We start from the raw sequence: 22,142 nt of genomic DNA on the forward strand, positions 1-22,142 counted from the left end.
ATAGTTATTTCTTAATGTTGCTTTTTAATTATGACTCTTTAATTATAGCTTTTTAATACAACGCATTTAACTTAACCTTGTTTATCACTTTGGCGCAGCAATACCCAAACAGGAATCAGGCCAACCAGTACAATCAACAAACTGGGCAATGCGGCGCGTCCCCACATGCCTTCGCTGGTCATCTCAAACACCCGTACTGCCAGCGTATCCCAACCTTGTCGCCGCGTCATCAAGGTAATCGGCATCTCTTTCATGACTTCGACAAAGCCCATCAACAAACCCGTTAATACCCCCGGACTCAATACGGGCAACATCACTTGCCGCCAGCGCTGATACGGGCTATCGCTAAGTAACTTAGCTGCCGCTTCTTGATTGACGGTCAAGCGCTGTAGCTGCCGGTCTACCGGCTGAAAGCTCACCGTCATAAAGCGCGTCGATAAGGCTAGCAGCATCACAATCACACTACCAGAAAAAAACTGCGTTGAAGTAATACCAAAAGCTATCAGCTGATTATCAAGCCACGCAATCGGAATAAATATCCCAACGGCCAACACCGTACCCGGCACCACATAACCCAAATTGGCTAAGGTAGTCATCAGCTTGGTGGATTTATCTGGATATTGACGTTTGACCCACGCAATGATAATCGCCAAAAAGGCGATAAATATCGTGGTCATACTCGCAATCATAAGGCTATTGGTGACAAAATCAATATAACGCGCATCAAAATCTTGCTGGAAATTTTCTGCGGTCCAATAAAGCAGCTGTAAAAACGGAATCAAAAACGCCACTAAAAATACCAGCGTACAAAGTAGCGCCATGCCCCACTTAGCAGGCTTACTGGCCTCAAAGCGCTTACTACTACCCTGAGTGATGGTATTGCCACGCTTTGCTTGCCAATACTGCTCAAACAAGACGACGATAAAGACCACGCCGATTAATAACGCTGCCAGCTGCGCAGCAGTGGTTAAACTAAAAAAGCCAAACCATGCTTTATAAATCGCCGTCGTAAAAGTATCGACATTAAAGACTGATACTGCGCCAAAATCTGCAAGCGTCTCCATACTGGCAAGTAGCAAACCACCAATGACCCACGGTAGCGCTTGTGGTAACGCCAGCCGAAAAAACACCTTGCTACGACTTAAGCCGAGCATTTGCCCCGCTTCAATCGCTCGCCTACCTTGCGATAAAAACGCTTGGCGCGCCAGCAAATAAACATAAGGATAAAATGCCAACGACAATACTAAACCTGCACCCCAAACATTACGCACCGATGGGATAGCGGTGGTAAAGCCTGACTCTCTTAAAGCCGTTTGCAGCGGTCCGCTAAAATCAACGATACCAACGGTGACAAATGCTAAGACATAAGCGGGCATCGCTAATGGCAACATCAGCGCCCACGCAAAAAACCGCTGTCCAGGGAAGCGGTACATACTGGTCACCCACGCAAGTGCTGTCCCGATAACGCCGGAAATCACCGTCACCATCAGCAATAGAATGACAGTATTTTTTAACACTTGCGGCAATACATATTGACGCATGTGCGTCCAAATATCAGCGACCGGCTGCGTCCACGATAATAGTACGATTAAAATCGGTACTAGCATAAACAACGAAATCAGTCCTAAGACTGATTTTGAGAGGATACGTTTTCGGACGACATGGTCGTGACTAATAGACGGGCTATTATTGTCATTACTGGCTTCATTGACAGTATTGTCTTGCTTAGCAGACGCTTCTGGCATTGTTATCATAAATTATTACCATGTCATACGCATAATGACGCTATTAGATGCTGAATTAATAAGCACCTAATAGCTAAAAACCAACCGCTTAGCGACTGACAGTCTGTTATTTATAACCCGCTTTATCCATCATTTGAATGGCTTGGGTTTGTAGCTCACCAAACTTCTGTACGCTGATACTATCTTGTTTAAACGGACCCCAAGATCTGAGTAGCTCTGACTCATCGATACCTACTTTTACAGGATACTCTTTATCAGAACTGGCATAAAGACCTTGCGCCTCATCAGAAGATAACCACTCCATCAATTTAAGCGCACCATCTGGATTGTCTGAGTTAGCGATAACCCCAGCGCCAGAGATGTTGACATGAGTACCAGTCGTACCTTGGTTCGCCCAAAATATTTTTACAGGGAAATTTGGTTTTTCATCAAGCAGGCGACCATAGTAATAGCTGTTAGCAATACCCACTTCACACTGACCAGCGGCAATTGCCTCTAACATACTGGTATCATCACTAAAGACGTCCGTTGCTAAGTTAGCTACCCAACCACGAATAATTTCTTCTGTTTTTTCTTCGCCTAGATTTTCCATCATGCTTGCAACCAATGATTGGTTATAAACAGCTTTTGATGAACGCAGACAAAGTTTGCCTTTCCATTTTGGATCGGCCAAATCTGCATAAGTAGATAGTTGGTCAGCACTAACTTTGCTTGGATCATAAAAAATTGTACGCGCGCGCAAAGACAGACCTGTCCACTGACCTTTTGGGTCACGGTATTTAGCAGGAACATTGGTTTCTAAGATAGTAGAAGACACAGGTTGTAGTAAGCCCTGCTCTGCTGCTTGCCATAAGTTACCCGCGTCAACGGTTAATAACATATCCGCAGGCGTGTTTTTACCTTCCGCTTGCAGGCGCGCCATCAATGGGCCGGTTTTATCGGTGACCAGCTCAATTTTAACGCCTGTTTTTTCGGTATATTTATCCAATAACGGTTTAATCAACTGCTCATTACGTGATGAGTAAATAGTAACCGTTTGCCCACCAGCGGCCGTTGCGTCATCATTTTTCGCCCCTTCTTGCTCAGTGCCAGATTGTTCAGCAGTGGTTGTAGTGTCAGCATCTACATTTTCTTCTGGCGTCGATGAGTTACTACAGCCCGCAAGACCCAACATCATGCCAAATACAGCAATGGGTAAAGTAAGCTTAGTAGAAGATAGATTTGCACTGATAGCAGTTAATGACATGGCATTCCCCATAATGGTGCTACGGATAAGTGAGATAAGACGACATTAAAATCATTAGAAAATGATTAAACAGCGGGATTAATAAAACCTTAATATCTAAGACACATTATACTAATAGAAATGAGATTAATTATCAATACATTTATCTGGCCCTGCTGTGCCGATAAACTGGTCTAATTTTAATAGGATATCAATGATTTATGTATCTGCCTGAGCTTAATCTCGACCTTCTAGCAGCCATTGTCCCAAAATAACATTGACCGCCGCTTCGGTACGTAAGATGCGCGGCCCGATATTAACTGGCGTACATCCTTGCTCAGCAAGCAACTCAATCTCATAATCAATCCAGCCGCCTTCTGCACCGATAAATACCATACTTGGTAAGACCGATTCATGAGCTGCCTTAGGTTTTGCCAGTAGTTGCTGGACATATTGCGCAAATGACAGCGCGCTATAAGGATGAGCAACGATAGCGCGATTGGTCATTAAGCTTGCAAGCTCATCTTCGACAAAGGGTTTAAAGCGTTTTTGTAGGCTAATGCGCGGCGCAATTGTGTCCACGCCTTGTTGCAGACCTTCTAACACAAACTCGTCAAGGCGAGCCAGCATTGGACTTTGCCAATAGCTTTTTTGCGTGCGGTAGCTGTTGATAAGGATGATATCGTTAACACCAAGCGCGGTCATATCCATGATTAAACGGCGCAATACCTTTGGTCGTGGTAATGCCAGTACCACCATAAGATTGAGCTTCGGTGGCGGATTGATGGTCAGCTGTATATGACTTAGCTGAATACTGTCAGGCGTAATATCTTTGATGATAGCGCTGCCAAGCTTGCCACCCAATTGGCCAATTTTTAACGCATCGCCTACTTTGGCAGTTAGTACTTTATTCACATGGGTAATTTGCGTTAAATCATTGATGTAGGCAGAGCCATTTTGAAAGCTGGTCTCTGGTAGTAATATACAGTTCATAGCGTCACTTATATCCGCTCTTGATTCACGTCTGGATTCAGTTCTGGATTCAGTTCTGGGTTGAAAGGTGGTTTTGCGTATTGCTGAATCACATCTTCAATCATCGATAACTGCCGATGTAAGACCGCTTGCTGCTGCTCAGTCATTTCTGCACCCGCTTGCCCTGCTTGCTTTGCCAATTCCACATGACTGAGCCAAAACTGTAGCTGCTGATAAAGCAAACTGTCATCATCGCTAGATGGCGAATTGCTCGCAATTTTCTGCTGCTGAGATAGCTGCTCATCAGTACCAATAGCGCTATAGAACGCATTGTTTGGTTGATATAACGCCCCGACGCTAGCGAGCTTATCAACCACGCTTTGGCAAGATTGGGTATAACTGCCCATCAATACCGGCGTCGCCACACTTGCCGGCTCAACGGGATTATGCCCGCCAATATCGACCAATGAGCCACCCACCAATGCCACATCTGCAAGCGCATACCATTTCATCAACTCACCCATACTATCAGCGAGATAAACTTGGGTATTTGGACTGATTGCATCCTCATCACTACGACGCGTCATCGTTAAGCCTGACTTTTCAATCAGTTCTGCCACTTCATCGAAGCGCTCAGGATGCCTTGGAACGATAATTAACAACGTATCCGCTAATAGAGGATGAGAGATGATTTGCTGCTGCCATGATAATACTGTCTTTTCTTCACCGCTATGGGTACTTGCTGCTACCCAAATCGGGCGACCTGTGACGCCTAAATCTAAATCCAAGTCTGCGCCATCATTTGCTATTTCAGCTTCTTTGGCACCATTATCATCATTCAGCTTCGGGGTATTAATCACCCATTTTAGCGAGCCTGCCACGCGGATTTGCGCACTATGAGCGCCCAATTGCCGAAAGCGTTTTGCCGATTCATTATCCTGCGCAATAATCAAACTTAGGTTTTTCATCATACTGGCACTGACCGCGCCAATTTTTTGATAACTTTTAAAAGAAGCAGCCGACAGCCGACCATTGACCAAAATACTTGGGATATGATGCTCGGACAACTTGGTCAAGATATTCGCCCAAAGCTCCGTTTCTACAAACATTGCCGCAACCGGTTGCACATGTGCTAAAAATTTTTCAATCACCGCAGGACTATCAACAGGAACATAGCTATGACTCAGACGACCTTGAGCAATATCATCGGCAAAGCGACTGGCACCGCGCGCAAACCCCGTCTGCGTGGTATTGGTCAACCATATCTGATAGCCTTTTGCTAATAGCGCATCAAGCAAGGGCGCGACGGTATTGGTCTCACCCAAAGATACGGCATGGCACCAAATGACTTTTTTGCCATTGCTATCTTTATAATTGCCATTTTCGTTGGCATTCGCATTAGATTTAATATTTGTATCAGGCACGGGCGGCGCAGGATAGCGCTTACCAAAACGCTGCTCGACTTCTTGCTGATAATTATCACGCTTATGCGAGCGACGCCATACTTGCATACGATATAGCGGTTTTAGCAAACCAATCGTCACCTGATAGTAAACAGGTGGCTTATAAACGGCTCGGCTTGGCTGAGTCGACTTATCAAAAGACGGTAAGGAATTATCAGAAGATGGCATGAAGAAGCCCAGATTAGTAATGGATCGGACGATAGGAGGTGACGTTATAAAATGACAATAAAAAATGCCAATAAAAAACGCGCCAATTCTACCTGAATTTAATGCTAAACAATAGTTTTAAAGCACTCGCTATTAGAAACAAAAATTTAAAAACCAGAATTTGACATAAACAGCTAGACAATAATGAATATTAATATAGCAATAACAATGATTACCGCAAACAATAGCTGATAACGTTTGAGGCTATGCTGCTCTTGTTTTTGTGTGCTGATTAACGTTTGTGCTTGCTGCCACTGGCTCATCAAACTGGCCGCTTCTGGATGACCATTTTTGGCCGCTTGCTCAAGCCAGTATTTTCCATTAGTCATATCTTGCGGCACGCCAAATCCTTGATAGTACAGCTTACTTAATAGACGCTGGGCACGGCTGTCATCTTTGCTCGCCGCTTGCTTCACCCATTCAACCCCTGCTTCCATACCAGCCACTTTATCAGCATTTACCTCTTCACCAAGTAGCTCATACATCGCCAAACGTAGCATCGCAGCGCTATTACCCGCATGAGCAGCATCTTGCAATTTTGCTAGGGCTTGCTGCTTTGCTGCCAAATGCTGCTGTGAAAAGGCAACTTGCGCGCGCGGTTTATCTTGCTTAGCAATATGCTGCTCAAATTGATCTAAAACTTTACGAGCTTGCTCGTATTCTGTCTTGCCAGCGATTTGTGGTACTTCTATTTCATCAAGCTCTATGAGCAATTGGCTAAAAAGCTCTGGGGTTGGCGCGGGTTTTATTGTTGGTTTTATCTCTATTTCTTTTAACGCTGCTTGTGAAGATGCTACTGACGCAGTTTCTAATGGAGCAGTTGATGAAGCAGTTTTTGCTAATAGAGTATCTGTTTGGACAATTTCAGGTGTTGTTTGAAGCTCATTATAAGAAGTATGGTTAACAGCGTCAGTATTTGTCTGAATACTTTGGCGGCTATGTTGAGGTACTATTGTTTCAGTTACTTCTTTAGTAGCATGCTCGGTAGCTATAGGTAATGCATGATGGCTATCAATGGCGTTTGGCAGTCTTGCACTCACTGCTTGGTATAGGCCGCTTGCCACTTGACCACCTTGCACCGATTGAAACGGCCGATCAATATGACCAAACAGCCGCAGTCCTATCGGCCCTAAGGCAAAAAATAGTGAGTCAGTCGCATTAGGCTTATCAGTATCCTCAACATCATTACGATAAACCACTGCCATATGTTGATAAAAGTCATCGGTCAGCAGCGGCAGAGCAGGATAACGCTTACGTAGCTCAAACTCACCGAACCAATGCGGCGTATACTGCCATTGCTGTGCCAATACGCGCCCTGCATAAAACGCTAAAAATACCATAAAATTACGATAGCGCTCATCTGCCAACAGCGTCGTCTCATCCCACGTGCCAGACTTTATCATGTCGCGGCGTATCTGCGACAGCAAGATATCTATACGCTGTAAACTTGCCAGTGATTCATCGAGTGTGCATTGATGCAATTCAGCTTCATAAGCCATGCCGCCAGCGACGGGACGGCCAGCTAAGAAATCTTGCCAATAGCCTGCTGCAATATAATCAAGGGGCGTTAAGGGCGATGCAGACATAAGGCAAGCCTATCCTTTAAAAATTGAGTGCTTTTAAAAACTAAGATTTCAAAAAACAATCATAGAAGTGGTTATATAAGTAATTGTATAAGTGAGATGATAATAAAAATAAGTAGTTTACCTTAACTTAAAAGCGAAAGCGCTACAATAAAGGACTAAATAAGCGCACCACATTATCAAATAAGCGCTCTGCCCCGTGGCGCTCTTGCCACTCTTCTAAGCCTAAAAAATGACAGCTTTGTAAGTAGACTTCTTGACAGTCAGCAACCTGCGCGACCATTTCTGGCGTATAAATCGCTAAGCTAACTTCCATATTTAAATAAAAGCTGCGCATATCGATATTTACCGTGCCAAACAGACAATAATCATCGTCAATAACCACGGTTTTAGCATGCAGCAGTCCGCCTTTAAATAAAGCAATGGTCACCCCTGCTTCAAGCAGTTCTTGATAATACGCTTGGGAAGCGTGCTGCACCAAAAACGAATCCACCTTTTCTGGCACAATAATCGTCACCTCGACCCCGCGTTTGGCGGCAGTAGTCAGCGCCCCTGATAAAGCTTCGTCGGGTACAAAGTACGGCGTGGTAATACGAATACGTTTATTGGCGCGATGAATCACCGTCACCAAGGTATTATAAATCACGTGCGCCGTCACTTGCGGCGCCGAAGGTATCAGCTGCGCTAGCACATCTTCTACCACTGGCATGCGCGGTATCAAAATCGATGTCGAGCCAATCTCTGGCGGCTCATCAGAATCAACAAGCTCGTCTAAAACTTTGACGCGGCTGTTGATATCATTAATTGTCGGGTGCATGACATAGAGCTTACGAGTATAGGTATTCACGCGGTGATTGAGCGCGTCTAGATTGTCTTTATTTTCCGCCCCGATATCGGTGACCACTACTTTTGCCATCGCCGTGGCAATATTCATCGGCTCTTGACTGAAACTACGTATCGCTACATCAATCCATTGACCAACATTTTTATTCTGTTTAAAAAACTTCGGGTCAACCAAGTTAAAGCTACCGATATAGCCTATATGTTCGTCAATGACGATAATCTTGCGATGATTACGCAAATCGGAGCGCTTAAACAAAGTTTTAAATAATCCCACCGGTAGCGACTGGTGTACAAAAACCCCAGCCTCTTCTAACATCCGATGCTGTTTGCTATTAAAAAAGCTAAAACTCCCTACACTGTCTGCCAAAATATGACACTCTACACCGCGCTGCGCCGCTGCCATTAGCGCTTCCATGACATCGAGTATCTGACCTTTTGGATAAATAATATAAAACTCCATCAGGATAATGCGCTGGGCGGCATTAATGTCTTCAATCAAGCGCCCAAAGATAGCACTCGGCGTGGTCAATAATTGCATTTGGTGGTCGGGAAATACCCCAAACCCTGTCCAACGCGTGCCTATTTTACTGACACCGCGGTAATTATCAGGCAGCAGCTCTTGTCCTTCATCAAATACCAGCTGCTCACGCTTAGCCATATCATTCATCAGTAGCCGCGCCTGATTCATACGCTCACGATAACGCCGCCCAATCATTGGCTCACCTAGGAGTATATAAGCGATAAAGCCAACCAAAGGCAAAGTATAAAGCACGGCAACCCAAGCAATCGATACGCCGATATTGCGCTGCACCGAGACAATACGCAGCGTCATGACTATCATGAGAATCACGTGCAATATCAGACCCAATCCAGCAAAGTCGCCTACCGACCATGTGGTAAAGTAGTCTTCAATAGAAAGCGCTTCTATATTAAAATTATCTATGCTCGCCTCCATGACCCTATATCACTCAAACTATTTACCTATTTATTAACCAGCTGGCTTATTAAGTAGACGCTTTGTTAACGAGATGCCAAAAGCATTATCAGTATAGTAGCTTTTAGCAAGCACGCAATAGCTAACTGTATCGTCTGACAATCACTTTATTTATGCCTTAATTTGACCGTTAATAAAGGTTAACAACCACAATTTTAAAAATACTTGAAATAATATTTGACAGCCATGTGTAAATGTATATAATACACACCCACAGAGCGAGGCTTTAGTTAGTTCTCTTCTGTTGAAAGTTATTCAAAGGGTGACAACTTTGAATGTTAAAACTTTCAGGAAATCCTATTTAAAGGATTTCAGTAATATCTAGTTTGGATGCGTAGTTTCCTAGAATTTACGAAAATGTAAATTCTCTTGCGCTCGGACGAAGCAGTGCTTCGTTTTATCCTCGCTCAGGGTGATTAGCTCAGTTGGTAGAGCGTCTGCCTTACACGCAGAATGTCGGCGGTTCGAATCCGTCATCACCCACCACTATTTAGTATAGTGTTACTCTTAAGTAGTAAGCTAAGTGGCTAAATAAACTAAAACGACCTCAGCAGCGGTAGTTCAGTTGGTTAGAATACCGGCCTGTCACGCCGGGGGTCGCGGGTTCGAGTCCCGTCCGCTGCGCCATATTTAAAACGAATTTAAGCTTTCGAGTTTAAGCAAGTTTCGCCTCAAACATTAGGTTGTTTGAGGTTTTTTTGTGTCTATATAATAATATAAGTGATTAATCTGCAATACTCCTCACTTTATCCAAAGTTACCAACCGCACTTTAACTACTATTGCTTTACCCAACTCCTTATCCAAAAGTGACTTGTCGCTGTTCTACGCCCACTTGCTAATTTTTAGCTTAGGTATTTTTTACCGCATATGCACCTACATTTATCAAAACCCCGTACGGAACAGCGTACCGACCACAACGAATGCCACTGAAAGTAGCGTCACCAAGATAATATTAACGGCAAATCCATTCAAATTGTTGGCTGATAAGCGTGGTATTACCCTAAAACGTGCGTGCATAGCGACGACAGCCGTCAGCAATAATAATATCAGCTTGATACCAATCAATACGCTAATGTCATTATCAAAAGCAAACCATGCGCTCACATCGGGTAGCATTCTATATGCCATCCACAATCCAGTAATAATTTGAATAGCCAAAGCTGGCATACCAATTTTTTCAAACTGCCCCTCAAATTGTAACAATGCCTCTAAATTACGTGAAGTTAGTACTTTAGGCAGCACCACTAATGCTAGTATTAAATGACCACCTGTCCATATTGCTGCGCCAAGTAGGTGCAGAATTAATAGATAGTTGAACATACCGTATCACTCCAAATAATTAACCAATCATGATTTCTTGAAACAATAAGGTTTTAATTATGAAACGCGCCAATCAATTACAGCCATTATCCCGCCAACACCATCTTGGACTTAACTTGTCGCGCCATGCGAAAGAATGCGCTGATGAATCCGAAGAGATTGCCAAACACTGGCACAATCTCACCTCCTATATTAACGATATGCAATATCATTTCCAAATTGAAGATAACTTAATCGCTCATGCCTTAGAGCCATATCGTACCACTCATCCTGATGTTGCCTCGGTACTCGACACCCTTGACGGACAACATAAGCAATTATATAAAATAATAAATGAAGTTGAAGCGTCACAAAAATCTGGGAATAAAGACATCACACTCGCGCAGGTTAAAGCGCTTGGCACTTTATTATACGACCATATTCGATTTGAAGAACGCGAGCTATATCCTGCGATAGAAAAATACCTGACAGAAGCAGAGTTAGATGCTGTTTATGAAGCCAGTCCAGATAGCATTAAGCGCGGTGATGAGAGTCGCTAATCGATTTATATGAGAGTTAATCCAAGACCAGTTAAATAAAATATTGATTAAACAAAAAGCCCGCAAAGAAACGAGCCATATTTTGGTATTCGTTTCATTTGCAGGCTTTTTTAGCGGCTTGATAGGTTGTACGGACTTATGGTTAAAGCAGTATTTTTAAGACACCAACCTTTAACACTAGACTCTAAGGCATCAATTTAAAGAAATGCTGACGATAGTGTTTTAGCTCACGAATAGAGTCGCGAATATCGTCTAACGCTAAATGACTGCCGCCTTTTTCAAAATTTCTTAAAATATCAGGACGCCAGCGGAAGCAAAGCTCTTTAATTGATGACACATCAAGGTTGCGATAATGGAAGAAGCGCTCAAGCTCGGGCATTTGGCGCGCCATAAAGCGGCGATCTTGGCAGATTGAGTTGCCGCACATAGGCGATTTACCACTATCAACCCATTTATTTAAAAACTTAATGGTTTCAGCTTCCGCTTCTGCCAATGTCACCGTACTACGACGCACACGGTCGACCAAGCCTGACTGACCGTGCTGCTTAGTATTCCAGTCATCCATTTTATTTAATACTTGATCTGATACTTTAATGGCAAATACCGGTCCTTCAGCAAGGACGTTCAAATCCTCATCTGTCACCACGGTCGCAATCTCGATGATTTCATCGTTTACGGTATCAAGCCCGGTCATTTCTAGGTCAATCCATACCAGCCCTTTTTTACCTTGGTTTTTGATTTTAATTTTATTGGGATGGTCGTCGGTACTCATAAAATATCCTATGGTCAATAAATTTTGGAACAACTTGCGAGCAATGTTAACCAAATAAATCATCTATAAATGGTCATGCTCAAATAATATATGTTTGCGCTTGCTCAATGATAATGTCTAAAAAAACTAAAACATTACAAAACCACTATCGGCTAGCGGCGCTTTAGGCTGTATGTTAGCAAATTTTCACGCTACACTTAGCAATATTTTTTTAATAGGTTCAAAACCCATGGCATTAATTCGGCAACGCAAACTGACTAAACAGCAGATTCGTCGCATCGACAAACAGCAGCTGGACAGTCAAGATAGCATCGATGACAGTTTGATGGATGGCGTGGTCATGGCGCATTATGGTAAGCAGTTAGAAGTACAGGTGACCAGCTTGCCGGCAGTAATTCCCGTGCAGCCGGAGATTGCGCCCGATGATCCTGAGCCGTTTTGGCAGGAGCTGGCGTTAGGCGATATCTGGCGCTGTCATGTACGTACCAACTTACCGATGCTAGCCGCTGGCGACCAAGTGCGCTGGAGTGCTGATCCTAATACTGGCTTTGGACGTATCGAGTCGGTCAAACCACGTACTTCTCTGGTCTCACGTCCTGATCGCTACCATAAGCTCAAGCCAGTCGCCGCCAATGTCGATATTTTGGCGATTGTTTTTGCGCCGTTGCCCGCTGCTGCGCCGACTCTCATTGACCGCTATTTGGTCGTTTGTCATCATGCTGGTGTCAAGCCGCTCTTGGTGCTCAATAAAGCCGACTTGCTGGCGCAAGAAAACGGCGTCGATACCAATCAGCTACTCGCACAATATGCAGCGCTTGGTTATGAGAGCGTCCTCACCTCGGTCGCTTGTCCTGAAAATATTGCTGATAGCGATGAGCAAGAAGGGCTAGATGAATTAAAGCGCTATATCGATAAAAAGCTGGTTATTTTTGCCGGTCAGTCTGGTGTCGGTAAAAGCAGTTTAATTAATGCCCTACTACCTGAATCGGCACAGAGCGTAAATATTATCTCTGAAAACTCGAAACTTGGTCAGCATACCACCACGACCAGTCGCTTATTGCCATTTAACCCAGACGACTTAACCCAAGGTGGCATTGTCGATACCCCCGGTATTCGCGAGTACGGTATTTGGCATTTGACCCCTGATGATATCATTTCAGGTTTCGTTGAGCTTGCCCCACTAGCAGGTGATTGCCAATTCCGCGATTGTCGCCATACTCATAACAGCAAAGGCTGCGCGTTATGGCAAGCGGTTGCTGATGGCGTGGTATTGCAGCGCCGTGTTGAAAACCTTGTTACCTTAAGAGAAGAGGCAGATACTAAACCTTATTGACGCTTGCTTTATTAATCAGTGACTTATTAGCCCTTATCTTATTAATCACTGCCATAGTAAACGTTGCTCATCACACGTTTACTATGGCTAGTCTAATCGGTATAATAGCGCCTTGTTCATATCGTTAGGCTGTCTTCTCAGCTTAACCGAACACTTATTTTTTTGGAGGTATGGTTTGGATCGTGCGCTGGAATTTGTGGGCAACCACCCGTTTTTATTTGGTATATTAGCCGTACTTGCCGTGCTATTTTTTGCTATTGAAAACAAACGTAGTGGCAGAAAAATATCGCCCAATACCTTGGGTATGATGGTTAACTCGCAAAATGCGCAGCTGATCGATATTCGCGCCAAAAAGAAATTTGAAACCGGCTATATCCAAGGCAGCCGCAACATACCTTTCACTGAGCTTAAAGACCGCATTGAGGAAATTCGTGCGATTGAGCAACCAGTGATTATCATTTGTGATATGGGCGTGCAAGCAGGCGCGGCGATTCAGATGATTGGTAAAGACAGTGTCTATCGTCTAGAAGGTGGTATCGGCGGCTGGCAAGGCGCTGGCATGCCGTTGGTTGGTGTAAAAGATGCTAAGCCGAAGAATAAAGGCAAAGCCAAGCCAAGTTTGCATAAGTAAGACAATAGATTCAGCGTTGGTTTATGCAGGGCTAAGTAAGTATAAGCACAATGTAGCTTTGGAAATATACAGCGCTAATCTAAAAGACACCTCTTTAAAAGGTGTCTTTTTTTATGTGGCAGTTATGCTACCGTTAGCGCTTTTCAGCCAATAATGCTTGAATTTAGCAGTGCCATCCCCACTTTATACTGAGCAGCATCGAATAGATTTGCAATTTACATATTGGTAACGGATTATGCTCATTTCTAGGCTATGATTTTTTATATCACTATTTATCATATTACTTATAATAAAACTGTTGCCGCATAAATTTATAAACAAGGATTAACCATGACTGTATCTGTGAAAGTTTACACCACCCCTATCTGCCCATACTGCTCAAACGCCAAGCAATTGCTAAAAACCAAAGGCGTTGATTATGAAGAGATTGGCATGCATGATATAAGCCGTGAAGAGCGCCAAGCATTGATGCAAAAAACCAATAACTATCGCACGGTGCCACAGATTTTTATTGGCGATACCTTTGTCGGTGGTTTTGATGAGCTTAACCAAATGAACCAACAAGGCAAACTTGACGAGCTATTGGCAGGTTAATTTGCTATCTTGTTTTGCGGTCTGTTTTTATCGAGGTAAAAATAGACGGCGGCAAGGGTAAAGCACCTTGCTAAAAACTATATTGCTGAAAAACATCGAGATAAAATCTCAAAATTCTATCTCGATTTATATTACAATGATATTTTATGACAATGACCATTTGCCCATTATTTGATTAACTTTTAGAGGAATTACCATGGCTGAAGAACAAGCACAACCACAATTGGCACTAGAACGCATTTATGTAAAAGACATGTCACTTGAAGTCCCAGGTGCGGGCGTATTCACCAAAGAGTGGAACCCTGAGCTTGATATCAATCTATCTAGCAATGCGGAAAAATTGGATGACGACCATTACCAAGTAGTATTGACAGTCAGTGTAAACGCTAAAAACGCAGAAGAAGCGGCATTTATCGCCGAAGTTCATCAAGCGGGTATCTTCTTATTAAAAGATATTCCAGAAGACCAAATCGGTCAAATCCTAGGCGCTTACTGCCCGAACGTGTTGTTCCCGTACGCTCGTGAAGTCATCAGCGACATCGTAACGCGTGGTAGCTTCCCGCAGTTATTGCTTGCGCCAGTGAACTTTGACCAAGCATACGCACAAAGCCAACAGCAAGCACAAGTTGATGCGCAAGGTAATGCGTAACACTTAGCAGGATAAAGCATTAGCTAAGCTACATTAAACTAATAGTAGCGAAAAGCCGTTTACTTCTCTAAGTGAGCGGCTTTTTTTATGGAGGTTTTTTAGCGTTTATCTTGACCATTAAAAAACCCTGCTGCTTGTGATTACAAGTAGCAGGGTTTTGAATATGACTGTTAATCAACAAGTCCTATCAGCAATTCTAAAAAAGCATTAGCCTTTTAGCGCAGATAAAATTTGCTGTTTAACATCATCAATGCCTTGAGTGCCATCGAATTTGTCATATTTAGGAGCGTCGCCGCCTTCTTTGGCTTTATCTTGATAGAAACCAACCAAGGTTGACGTCTGCTCATGATAAGTCGCTAGACGGTCACGAATGGTAGATTCTTTGTCGTCTTCACGCTGAATCAACGGCTCGCCCGTCACATCGTCAATACCATCGACCTTAGGTGGATTGTGGTCGATATGATAAACGCGACCAGAACCTGCATGCTGACGACGACCTGATAAACGCTTAACGATTTCATCATCAGGCACGCTGATTTCAATCACATGGTCAATCGTCACGTTGGCATCTGCAAGCGCTTGGGCTTGTGGAATGGTACGCGGGAAACCATCTAAAATACAGCCGTTGACACAGTCAGGCTTAGCGATGCGTTCTTGCACGAGGTTAATGATAAGATCATCAGAAACCAAACCACCAGCGTTCATTACGTCTTTGGCTTGTTTGCCAAGCTCGCTGCCTTCTTTGATTGCGGCACGTAGCATATCGCCCGTTGAGATTTGCGGGATATCATATTCTTTAGAAATGAACTGGGCTTGGGTGCCTTTACCGGCGCCTGGTGGACCTAGCAAAATAATACGCATCATTATACGACTCTCCTTAAAAGATAGGATTTTGGGACTAATAAAACTTAGGGATTGGTGGGTTGCAGAGCTTACCTTACCTTGTGGCCTTCAAAAGCTCAAGTATTTTTAGTCTTGATGCAGCAAGTTACGATGACTTATCTGTTCATAGGATAAGATTGCGCGCCATCAGAAGCCCGATAGCGCGCAATTATTAACCACTTATATCTTGATATTTAGTCATTAAGGAATCTGCTGATTAATAGCCACATTGACCTGATTTTGGTCAGCGCTAATCACCACAGGATTACCAGATAAGTCGCCTGACTCAGCAGTAGCAGTACCGCTATGGCTGATACGCGCAATGACGGCAAGCTGAACTTTATCGCTGCGAGCAGAAGCCAGCGTACGCTCAGGCATCATCGCATCTAAGTCGCTTAGGCTAATATTTGCCTCACCTTGCTTAATCACGCTAATCGGTAAACGCTTGGCGGCAAATGGCGGCCCACCTTTGACATCACGGATAGCGACAAACAGCACATCATCCGCTTTGACCAATGGCAACAGACTGTCACTAATAGAGACAGTCACGTCAATGCCTTCAGAAGCTTGCTGCTGCTGCGTGCTTACATTCGCACTCAACTCATCAAGACTTGCCAGCGCTTGGCTATGGTCGCCCGGTTTGGCGGCTATACTGGCGCGTAGACGCTTAATCCAGCCTTGTGCTTGCTCAAAGTTATTACCGCGTGCCTCACCCATTGCCATTAGCATTTGAGCGCCTTCATGCTGCGGGTTTTTCGCCAGTACATCTTGTAAGACGCGGCGACTATTGGCATCGAGCTGGCCTTTATTGGCAAAAAAGCTGATTTGTGCATAAGTCGTGGCAATCTCTTCGTTGTCTGGTGACAAACGATAAGCGCGCGACAATGCTTCAAGTGCTGAATCAGTGGCTTCTAATGATAAGAATAGTTCAGACAGACGCATCCAGCGATCAGGGTCATCAGCATGACGATAAACGTTGGTCTGCATGGCACTAATCAGTTGCGTACCATCTTCAATCGCCCAAGCGGGCGGCTGATCGATTTTACCGGTCAATAAGTCATCTGCTACTTGCGCAACTTTATCTTCCGCTGCCCACAATTCAAACACCGGCGTGCGGTCGCTGATTAAAAAGTACGCTAGTCCCGCTAATGCTGGCACCCATACCATGATAATTAGACGGCTTTTGATACCGGGCGCAACCATCGGCGTTACGGTACGCTGCGCATCCAATAACTGACGCTCAAGCTCCAGCTTTTGATTTTGGTAATGCACTTCATCGATAGTGCCACCGTCTTTATCCGTTTGCAGCTCTGCTAGGCGCTCACGAAATACCGCAATATTAATATCTAGCAGCTGATTGTCAACCGGCTTGTCTCGTAAGCGTGATGCTCGTAACCATGGCATGATAACGATGACCGCCAGTAACAGCGCAATCAGTAAGCTTAGGGCAATAAATAAGCCAAAAGTAGAAAATAGGGTCATTTTTTGTCCTCTGTACTGGTGATGTCATGCTCGTTATTGTCATTGCTATGTTTATTGCTACGCGATAACAGACGATCAAGTTCCGCTTTTTCTGCCGCTGATAACGCCGCAACGCTATCTACGGTGACGCCGCTTTGACCACGGGCAACGCGCTGGCTGCGTTTGCTTTGCCAAAACCAGCCAATCACCAACACAATCAATAGTAATGGCGGGAAAAACCATAGTATCCATGTCGACGGACGTACGGGCGGCTTATAAGTAATAAAATCGCCATAACGCTCTTGCATATAAGCACGTATCTCGGTATCACTACGACCTTCTTTAATCAAATCATAGGTTTTTTGCTTTAAATCTTGCGCAATCGGCGCATCAGAACCCGCTAGATTTTGGTTTTGGCATTTTGGACAGCGCAGCTCTTCGATAAGACCGCGATACTGCGCTTCTTGTTGTACGGAGTCGAAGTCATAAACTTCAATCGCTGCATGCGCACTAAAACTAATGCCAAAACTGAGCAGACAAGCAAGCAGTAAGCCTGCTAGCTTTATCGTGAGGTTTTTCATTTGCATAACTGTTAGGTGCATTGCTTGTACGCGCCTAGCTTTTAAGTAGAGAGCCGTCATTTGCACATCTCCTTAACCTGAGTAGCGTCTGGGCTAACATTGTTCTTATCAGCTTCGTTGAGCAGCATCAAACAAGGCGTGATACGGCTTTGCCAATTGCTCTCATTAATTTCACCAACGATATGCTGACGAATAATACCTTCACCATCAACCACAAAGGTTTCAGGCGCGCCAGTCAGCCCTAAGTCTAGAGCAAATTGACCGGACAAATCCTGAATAGACATCGAAAAAGGATCGCCGCCGCGATTTAGATATCCTAGGGCATTACCGATATCATCTTTATAGTTCACCCCAACCAGATTGACACCGCGTTCTTCTAATTGCATCAAAAAAGGATGTTCGATGATACAAGTTGGGCACCAAGAGCCCCAAATGTTCATCAAAAACGGCTGATCCGGCAGATTGTCGTTGGTCATGATACGACTGGTATCTGACAATAATGGCAGCTCAAACGTCGGCACCGGACGCTCAAGGGCGGTGTTGGTGACGATATCCGTCGGCTGACCCAAGCGCATATATAGCATGACCACAAAACCAGCAAAGACAATCAGCGGAATCAAAAACCATATTTTCATCTGGCTTTTTTTCATGGTTTTAGTAGGTTTATTATTAGCAGCCGCTTTGTTGTTAGCAGCACCTTTATTGTCAGGCGTTTTTTGGGAAGAATTATCTGATGGACTCATCTTATTTCTCCCCTATTTCAGCTTCAGTGATAAAGCCGGCTTTATTTGCCGCAATTTGAGCGGATGTTTTAGTCTTTTTAATACGATAGCGGCTATCGAGCATACTTAATAAACCACCTAATGCCATGATAATCGCGCCAAGCCATATCCAGCGAATGAGTGGCTTAACATAAATACGTACCGCCCACTTATTGCTGTCTTCAGCGATAGGCTCGCCGAGTGCCACATAGACATCACGCATGAGGCTGGCATCAATCGCCGCCTCGGTCATTGGCATCATACTAATCACATAAGTACGTTTTTCAGGATATAAAGTCGTCACTTTTTGACCGTCTTTAGTCACCTCGACCTGCGCTTGCATACCATCAAAGTTACTGCCTCTGACTTCATGGAAGTCTTTAACTTCAAAATCATAGCCCTGCACATGCACGGTATCATTTTCGCCCAATGCCACATCACGCTCGATACTCAAGGTACTGGTAAAGGCAACACCTATGACGGCTATGATTACCCCAATATGCGCGGTCTGTTGACCCCAATAGCTCAAACGTAATTGACCTAGACCCTTAAAGAAACTCGGGGCATTTTTGGTTTTGTCTTTAAAGTCGACGACCATCCAAAATAAGACCCAAAAGCTCACCGCTAGCGTCACGCCAATATTAAGCATATCGGACGGGCTGACAAAATAAGCAATAATCGCCGCCAATACCAGACTGCTGACCGCAATGACCATGCCTGCGCCCAATAGCGGACGACTGTCTTTCTTCCAGCGGATATTAGAACCCATGCCCATCGCTATTAGCAGCAACCAAGTTAATGGCACAAATAGCGCATTAAAATATGGAGGGCCTACAGAGACCTGACCCAAATTAAAGGAGTCAGCGATAATAGGATAAAGCGTCCCAAGTAATACCACTAAGGTTGCAATGAGGATAATAACGTTATTAATCACTAAAAATGATTCACGCGATACCAGCTGATACTGACTTTCAACCGTCAAACGCCAACCGCGAATGGCAAACATCAACAGTCCACCACCAACGATAATGCCCAGAATCACTAAAATGACTAGGCCACGCGTTGGGTCAGCAGCAAACGAATGCACCGAGGTAATGACCCCTGAACGTACAAGGAAAGTACCCAAGAGACTTAAGGCAAAAGCAAAGATGGCCAGCATAATGGTCCACGCTTTAAACACACCGCGCTTCTCAGTCACTGCCAACGAATGCAGCAAGGCTAAACCGGCAAGCCAAGGCATCAGTGAAGCGTTTTCTACCGGATCCCAGAACCACCAACCGCCCCAGCCAAGCTCGTAATACGCCCACCAAGAGCCAAGTGCGATACCAATTGTTAAAAAGCCCCAAGCAGCCAGCGCCCATGGACGCGACCAACGGGTCCAGACTGCATCCAAGCGCCCTTCCCATAATGCCGCCATACAAAAGGCAAACGGCACAACCATACCCACATAGCCCATATAAAGCATCGGTGGATGGATAATCAAACCGAAATCTTGGAGCACAGGATTTAAATCCGCGCCATCGACCGGTAAGTTTGGCAAAGTGCGATCAAACGGTGACGAGGTGAAGATTAGCATCGCCAGCATCATCATCTGTACGCCCGCCAATATCACTAGTACGCGTGCGCGCATTGACAATGGCAAACCACGGCTAAAGTAGGAGACCAAGGCACACCAAGTGGCCATAATGGTCATCCAAAGCAATAGCGAGCCTTCATGCCCGCCCCACGTCGCGGACAATTTATAATACCAAGGCAACAAGGTATTAGAATGCTGAGTGACGTAGACCAAGCTAAAGTCATTAAAATAAAAGCCTGCCATCAATGCACCAAACGAGACAATCATGGCCGCAAATTGTGCCCATGCTAAGCTTGGTGCAAGACGCTGCCAAGCAACATGGTTATTCATGACGCCAATAGTTGGTAGTACCACCTGCAAAATCGCCAATACGAAAGCGGCCAGCAAGGCAAAATAACCCAATTCTGTGATTAACATACGGTCTAACCTTGTTTACCTTAATACGGTCATTGTTTATTTTAGGGATTGGTGTTGCGGGATATTCGAAAGTATCCCGTATTCGTTACTGTAGGTGTTTTCGGTTGCTATTATTATACGCTTATCGCCATCAGCCGTTGCAGCTTCAGGCGCTTACAGCATGGTACATTAGCGTCAACTTGTCACGTTTCTGTATCCACTCTGTATGCGATGTGTGTAAAGAACATAAAAAACCATCTATCACTGCATGGCAGGGAAAAACACCAAGACCAGATGCAGCCAACCTGCCAAAAAGCCTGTCAAGCCGCCCAGTACAATCAGCGTCATCTCATCTTCACGAAAAGCGGGACGCAATAGGTTTTGAAACTCATCGGGTGATAACGCGCGAATACGGTCGCGAAACAGCCCAAAAATTTTACTGGCTCGGCTTTCATTGAGCTCAGGGTCACGCAGTGGCACCATGGTAGCGACGATTGATTTGTCGATAATGGTATTTTTTAATTGTCCAAACTCACGGCGACCCAGTCCTACTCTTAATGTGGTACTGATAACTGGCGATTCTAACACCTTATACAGGTGAGATTTCATCAGCTCACGCGTTTCTATGGCGCGGTCACCATACATCATCTCATTCATGATGTTCTCAAGTGTCACCAAATCTTTGACCACAATCTCAGCAAAAACCTCAGAGACTTCCTCTTGGCGCTTCATAAAGCCACCTTGAAAGCGGTATTGAGCGATATGCGGTAGCTGCAGCTTAATAAATGGAAAGCGGCTTTGCAGCGCAAAAAACTTCACATAAGGGATAAAATGCGGCTCAACTGGGTTAAAGACCATCCAAATCGCAATCCAGTTGGTCAGAAAACCCCAAATGGCGGCAAAAAACGGTACGGTCCAATGCTGCGGCACCACCAAAAATATAAACATTTGGATAATACCGAATATCAAGCCAATCAAAGCACTGATATGCCAAATAAAATCGATCTCTTTTTGCCCGACTTTGAGGAACATATTGACCATCAAGCGACGGTCGCTTTCCATTTTATTGACAATCATCTTACGCATATCGACCAAATCTTCGACGTGATAGGTCAAATCTGTCACCAAGGATTGCATAATATTTGGCAACTCTTGATGCGCTTGGGCATAGACGCGGCGCTTTAATGCGTAAGGAAGATTGCCCCACAGCGCTGGCGAATGGTCAAGCATAATCTCATCAATCAATACTTCAAGGTTTTCATCGACCGCATTGGTGATAAATACCGCCATCTGCGCAGGCTCCATCGCCTGAAAAAACTCATCGAGCGAACCGAGCTTTGAGAGCGTCTGATCAACGATAACGCCCGATATCTTGCCAGCCTTTCGCGGTACAATACCTTGCCAACCTAACCCCGGTAAGCCAAAAAACGGGAAGTTTGGAATCCGAATGCCCCAAAACTTAACCGGATAAAATAGCATCTTGAGTGCCATCCACACATGTATCCAAGTGACAAATGCGGTCACCGGTGGAATGGTCAGCATAGCAAAAAACTCGGGATGTTCCGCTATCGTCTGCCACAATGAATTTGCATCCATGACTCTAATTATCCTTGA

General features: G+C 44.5%; 19 protein-coding genes and 2 tRNA genes. 7 read left to right on the forward strand and 14 right to left on the reverse strand.

Annotation, left to right across the window (positions count from 1 at the left end; genetic code table 11):
• Positions 1-71: 71 nt before the first annotated feature.
• From ACP7AA_RS00980 to ACP7AA_RS01005, 6 genes are all read right to left on the reverse strand, one after another.
• Positions 72-1,754 (reverse strand): ABC transporter permease, encoded by a 1,683-nt coding sequence (locus ACP7AA_RS00980; protein WP_281491130.1) that lies wholly within the window; start codon positions 1,752-1,754, stop codon positions 72-74.
• Between the two features lie 97 nt (positions 1,755-1,851).
• Positions 1,852-2,991 carry a Fe(3+) ABC transporter substrate-binding protein gene (locus tag ACP7AA_RS00985; protein ID WP_281491129.1) on the reverse strand — a complete coding sequence of 380 codons (1,140 nt, stop codon included), beginning with the start codon at positions 2,989-2,991 and terminating at the stop codon, positions 1,852-1,854.
• A 216-nt stretch (positions 2,992-3,207) separates the two neighbouring features.
• The gene (locus ACP7AA_RS00990) at positions 3,208-3,963 is read right to left on the reverse strand and encodes a 16S rRNA (uracil(1498)-N(3))-methyltransferase (protein ID WP_281491128.1); all 756 of its coding nucleotides are present in this window, start codon (positions 3,961-3,963) and stop codon (positions 3,208-3,210) included.
• 8 nt (positions 3,964-3,971) lie between these two features.
• Positions 3,972-5,573, reverse strand: a complete 1,602-nt coding sequence (locus tag ACP7AA_RS00995; protein ID WP_426222392.1) for a 3-deoxy-D-manno-octulosonic acid transferase — start codon at positions 5,571-5,573, stop codon at positions 3,972-3,974.
• Positions 5,574-5,746: 173 nt separating this feature from the next.
• A complete protein-coding gene (locus ACP7AA_RS01000; protein WP_426222393.1) occupies positions 5,747-7,198 on the reverse strand; it encodes a tetratricopeptide repeat protein in 1,452 nt (483 codons plus the stop codon).
• A 142-nt stretch (positions 7,199-7,340) separates the two neighbouring features.
• A complete protein-coding gene (locus ACP7AA_RS01005; RefSeq protein WP_281491125.1) occupies positions 7,341-8,993 on the reverse strand; it encodes a cardiolipin synthase in 1,653 nt (550 codons plus the stop codon).
• 449 nt (positions 8,994-9,442) lie between these two features.
• Here ACP7AA_RS01005 and ACP7AA_RS01010 point away from each other — a divergent pair.
• Together ACP7AA_RS01010 and ACP7AA_RS01015 are read left to right on the forward strand one after the other, a co-directional pair.
• Positions 9,443-9,518: transfer RNA gene (locus tag ACP7AA_RS01010), tRNA-Val, on the forward strand.
• 64 nt (positions 9,519-9,582) lie between these two features.
• Positions 9,583-9,659: transfer RNA gene (locus ACP7AA_RS01015), tRNA-Asp, on the forward strand.
• 256 nt (positions 9,660-9,915) lie between these two features.
• Here ACP7AA_RS01015 and ACP7AA_RS01020 read toward each other — a convergent pair.
• Positions 9,916-10,353 carry a CopD family protein gene (locus ACP7AA_RS01020; protein WP_281491124.1) on the reverse strand — a complete coding sequence of 146 codons (438 nt, stop codon included), beginning with the start codon at positions 10,351-10,353 and terminating at the stop codon, positions 9,916-9,918.
• Between the two features lie 59 nt (positions 10,354-10,412).
• On the opposite strand from ACP7AA_RS01020, the gene ACP7AA_RS01025 reads away from it, so the two are divergent.
• Positions 10,413-10,892 carry a hemerythrin domain-containing protein gene (locus tag ACP7AA_RS01025; protein WP_281491123.1) on the forward strand — a complete coding sequence of 160 codons (480 nt, stop codon included), beginning with the start codon at positions 10,413-10,415 and terminating at the stop codon, positions 10,890-10,892.
• A 184-nt stretch (positions 10,893-11,076) separates the two neighbouring features.
• On the opposite strand, the gene orn is transcribed toward ACP7AA_RS01025, so the two are convergent.
• Positions 11,077-11,664: an oligoribonuclease gene (gene orn, locus ACP7AA_RS01030; protein WP_183620749.1), complete on the reverse strand. Its 588-nt coding sequence runs from the start codon at positions 11,662-11,664 to the stop codon at positions 11,077-11,079.
• Positions 11,665-11,893: 229 nt separating this feature from the next.
• Here orn and rsgA point away from each other — a divergent pair, with 229 nt between their 5' ends.
• The 4 genes from rsgA (at position 11,894) to secB (ending at position 14,871) form a co-directional block, all read left to right on the forward strand.
• On the forward strand, positions 11,894-12,997 hold the full coding sequence (gene rsgA / locus ACP7AA_RS01035) for a ribosome small subunit-dependent GTPase A (RefSeq protein WP_298909098.1): 1,104 nt from the start codon (positions 11,894-11,896) through the stop codon (positions 12,995-12,997).
• Positions 12,998-13,172: 175 nt separating this feature from the next.
• Complete coding sequence (locus ACP7AA_RS01040) at positions 13,173-13,628, forward strand: rhodanese-like domain-containing protein (protein WP_201565188.1); 456 nt, start codon at positions 13,173-13,175, stop codon at positions 13,626-13,628.
• Positions 13,629-13,958: 330 nt separating this feature from the next.
• On the forward strand, positions 13,959-14,222 hold the full coding sequence (gene grxC, locus ACP7AA_RS01045; RefSeq protein WP_201619759.1) for a glutaredoxin 3: 264 nt from the start codon (positions 13,959-13,961) through the stop codon (positions 14,220-14,222).
• Between the two features lie 196 nt (positions 14,223-14,418).
• A complete protein-coding gene (gene secB / locus ACP7AA_RS01050) occupies positions 14,419-14,871 on the forward strand; it encodes a protein-export chaperone SecB (RefSeq protein ID WP_149488954.1) in 453 nt (150 codons plus the stop codon).
• 207 nt (positions 14,872-15,078) lie between these two features.
• Here the strand turns inward: secB and adk are convergent, their stop codons facing one another.
• The 6 genes from adk to ACP7AA_RS01080 form a co-directional block, all read right to left on the reverse strand.
• A complete protein-coding gene (gene adk / locus ACP7AA_RS01055) occupies positions 15,079-15,735 on the reverse strand; it encodes an adenylate kinase (RefSeq protein WP_201565190.1) in 657 nt (218 codons plus the stop codon).
• A 219-nt stretch (positions 15,736-15,954) separates the two neighbouring features.
• Complete coding sequence (gene ccmI, locus ACP7AA_RS01060) at positions 15,955-17,235, reverse strand: c-type cytochrome biogenesis protein CcmI (RefSeq protein ID WP_201625096.1); 1,281 nt, start codon at positions 17,233-17,235, stop codon at positions 15,955-15,957.
• Positions 17,232-17,795 carry a cytochrome c-type biogenesis protein gene (locus tag ACP7AA_RS01065; RefSeq protein WP_374220415.1) on the reverse strand — a complete coding sequence of 188 codons (564 nt, stop codon included), beginning with the start codon at positions 17,793-17,795 and terminating at the stop codon, positions 17,232-17,234. The genes ccmI and ACP7AA_RS01065 overlap by 4 nt, the downstream gene beginning before the upstream one ends.
• 56 nt (positions 17,796-17,851) lie before the next feature.
• Positions 17,852-18,538 (reverse strand): DsbE family thiol:disulfide interchange protein, encoded by a 687-nt coding sequence (locus ACP7AA_RS01070; protein WP_271134147.1) that lies wholly within the window; start codon positions 18,536-18,538, stop codon positions 17,852-17,854.
• Between the two features lies 1 nt (position 18,539).
• Positions 18,540-20,549, reverse strand: coding sequence for a heme lyase CcmF/NrfE family subunit (locus ACP7AA_RS01075; RefSeq protein WP_201565193.1), 2,010 nt, complete (start codon positions 20,547-20,549; stop codon positions 18,540-18,542).
• 240 nt (positions 20,550-20,789) lie between these two features.
• On the reverse strand, positions 20,790-22,124 hold the full coding sequence (locus ACP7AA_RS01080) for a hypothetical protein (RefSeq protein WP_426222394.1): 1,335 nt from the start codon (positions 22,122-22,124) through the stop codon (positions 20,790-20,792).
• Between the last annotated feature and the right edge of the window lie 18 nt (positions 22,125-22,142).

It is taken from the genome of Psychrobacter sp. DWR1-2-3 (assembly GCF_049896465.1).
In the GTDB taxonomy this organism is placed as follows: Bacteria; Pseudomonadota; Gammaproteobacteria; order Pseudomonadales; family Moraxellaceae; genus Psychrobacter; species Psychrobacter maritimus.

Coding starts and splice junctions, on each gene's coding strand:
- ACP7AA_RS00980 (WP_281491130.1), bottom strand. CDS start 1,754: ATGATAACAATGCCAGAAGCGTCTGCTAAGCAAGACAATACTGTCAAT.
- ACP7AA_RS00985 (WP_281491129.1), bottom strand. CDS start 2,991: ATGTCATTAACTGCTATCAGTGCAAATCTATCTTCTACTAAGCTTACT.
- ACP7AA_RS00990 (WP_281491128.1), bottom strand. CDS start 3,963: ATGAACTGTATATTACTACCAGAGACCAGCTTTCAAAATGGCTCTGCC.
- ACP7AA_RS00995 (WP_426222392.1), bottom strand. CDS start 5,573: ATGCCATCTTCTGATAATTCCTTACCGTCTTTTGATAAGTCGACTCAG.
- ACP7AA_RS01000 (WP_426222393.1), bottom strand. CDS start 7,198: ATGTCTGCATCGCCCTTAACGCCCCTTGATTATATTGCAGCAGGCTAT.
- ACP7AA_RS01005 (WP_281491125.1), bottom strand. CDS start 8,993: ATGGAGGCGAGCATAGATAATTTTAATATAGAAGCGCTTTCTATTGAA.
- ACP7AA_RS01020 (WP_281491124.1), bottom strand. CDS start 10,353: ATGTTCAACTATCTATTAATTCTGCACCTACTTGGCGCAGCAATATGG.
- ACP7AA_RS01025 (WP_281491123.1), top strand. CDS start 10,413: ATGAAACGCGCCAATCAATTACAGCCATTATCCCGCCAACACCATCTT.
- orn (WP_183620749.1), bottom strand. CDS start 11,664: ATGAGTACCGACGACCATCCCAATAAAATTAAAATCAAAAACCAAGGT.
- rsgA (WP_298909098.1), top strand. CDS start 11,894: ATGGCATTAATTCGGCAACGCAAACTGACTAAACAGCAGATTCGTCGC.
- grxC (WP_201619759.1), top strand. CDS start 13,959: ATGACTGTATCTGTGAAAGTTTACACCACCCCTATCTGCCCATACTGC.
- secB (WP_149488954.1), top strand. CDS start 14,419: ATGGCTGAAGAACAAGCACAACCACAATTGGCACTAGAACGCATTTAT.
- adk (WP_201565190.1), bottom strand. CDS start 15,735: ATGATGCGTATTATTTTGCTAGGTCCACCAGGCGCCGGTAAAGGCACC.
- ccmI (WP_201625096.1), bottom strand. CDS start 17,235: ATGACCCTATTTTCTACTTTTGGCTTATTTATTGCCCTAAGCTTACTG.
- ACP7AA_RS01065 (WP_374220415.1), bottom strand. CDS start 17,795: ATGAAAAACCTCACGATAAAGCTAGCAGGCTTACTGCTTGCTTGTCTG.
- ACP7AA_RS01070 (WP_271134147.1), bottom strand. CDS start 18,538: ATGAGTCCATCAGATAATTCTTCCCAAAAAACGCCTGACAATAAAGGT.
- ACP7AA_RS01075 (WP_201565193.1), bottom strand. CDS start 20,549: ATGTTAATCACAGAATTGGGTTATTTTGCCTTGCTGGCCGCTTTCGTA.
- ACP7AA_RS01080 (WP_426222394.1), bottom strand. CDS start 22,124: ATGGATGCAAATTCATTGTGGCAGACGATAGCGGAACATCCCGAGTTT.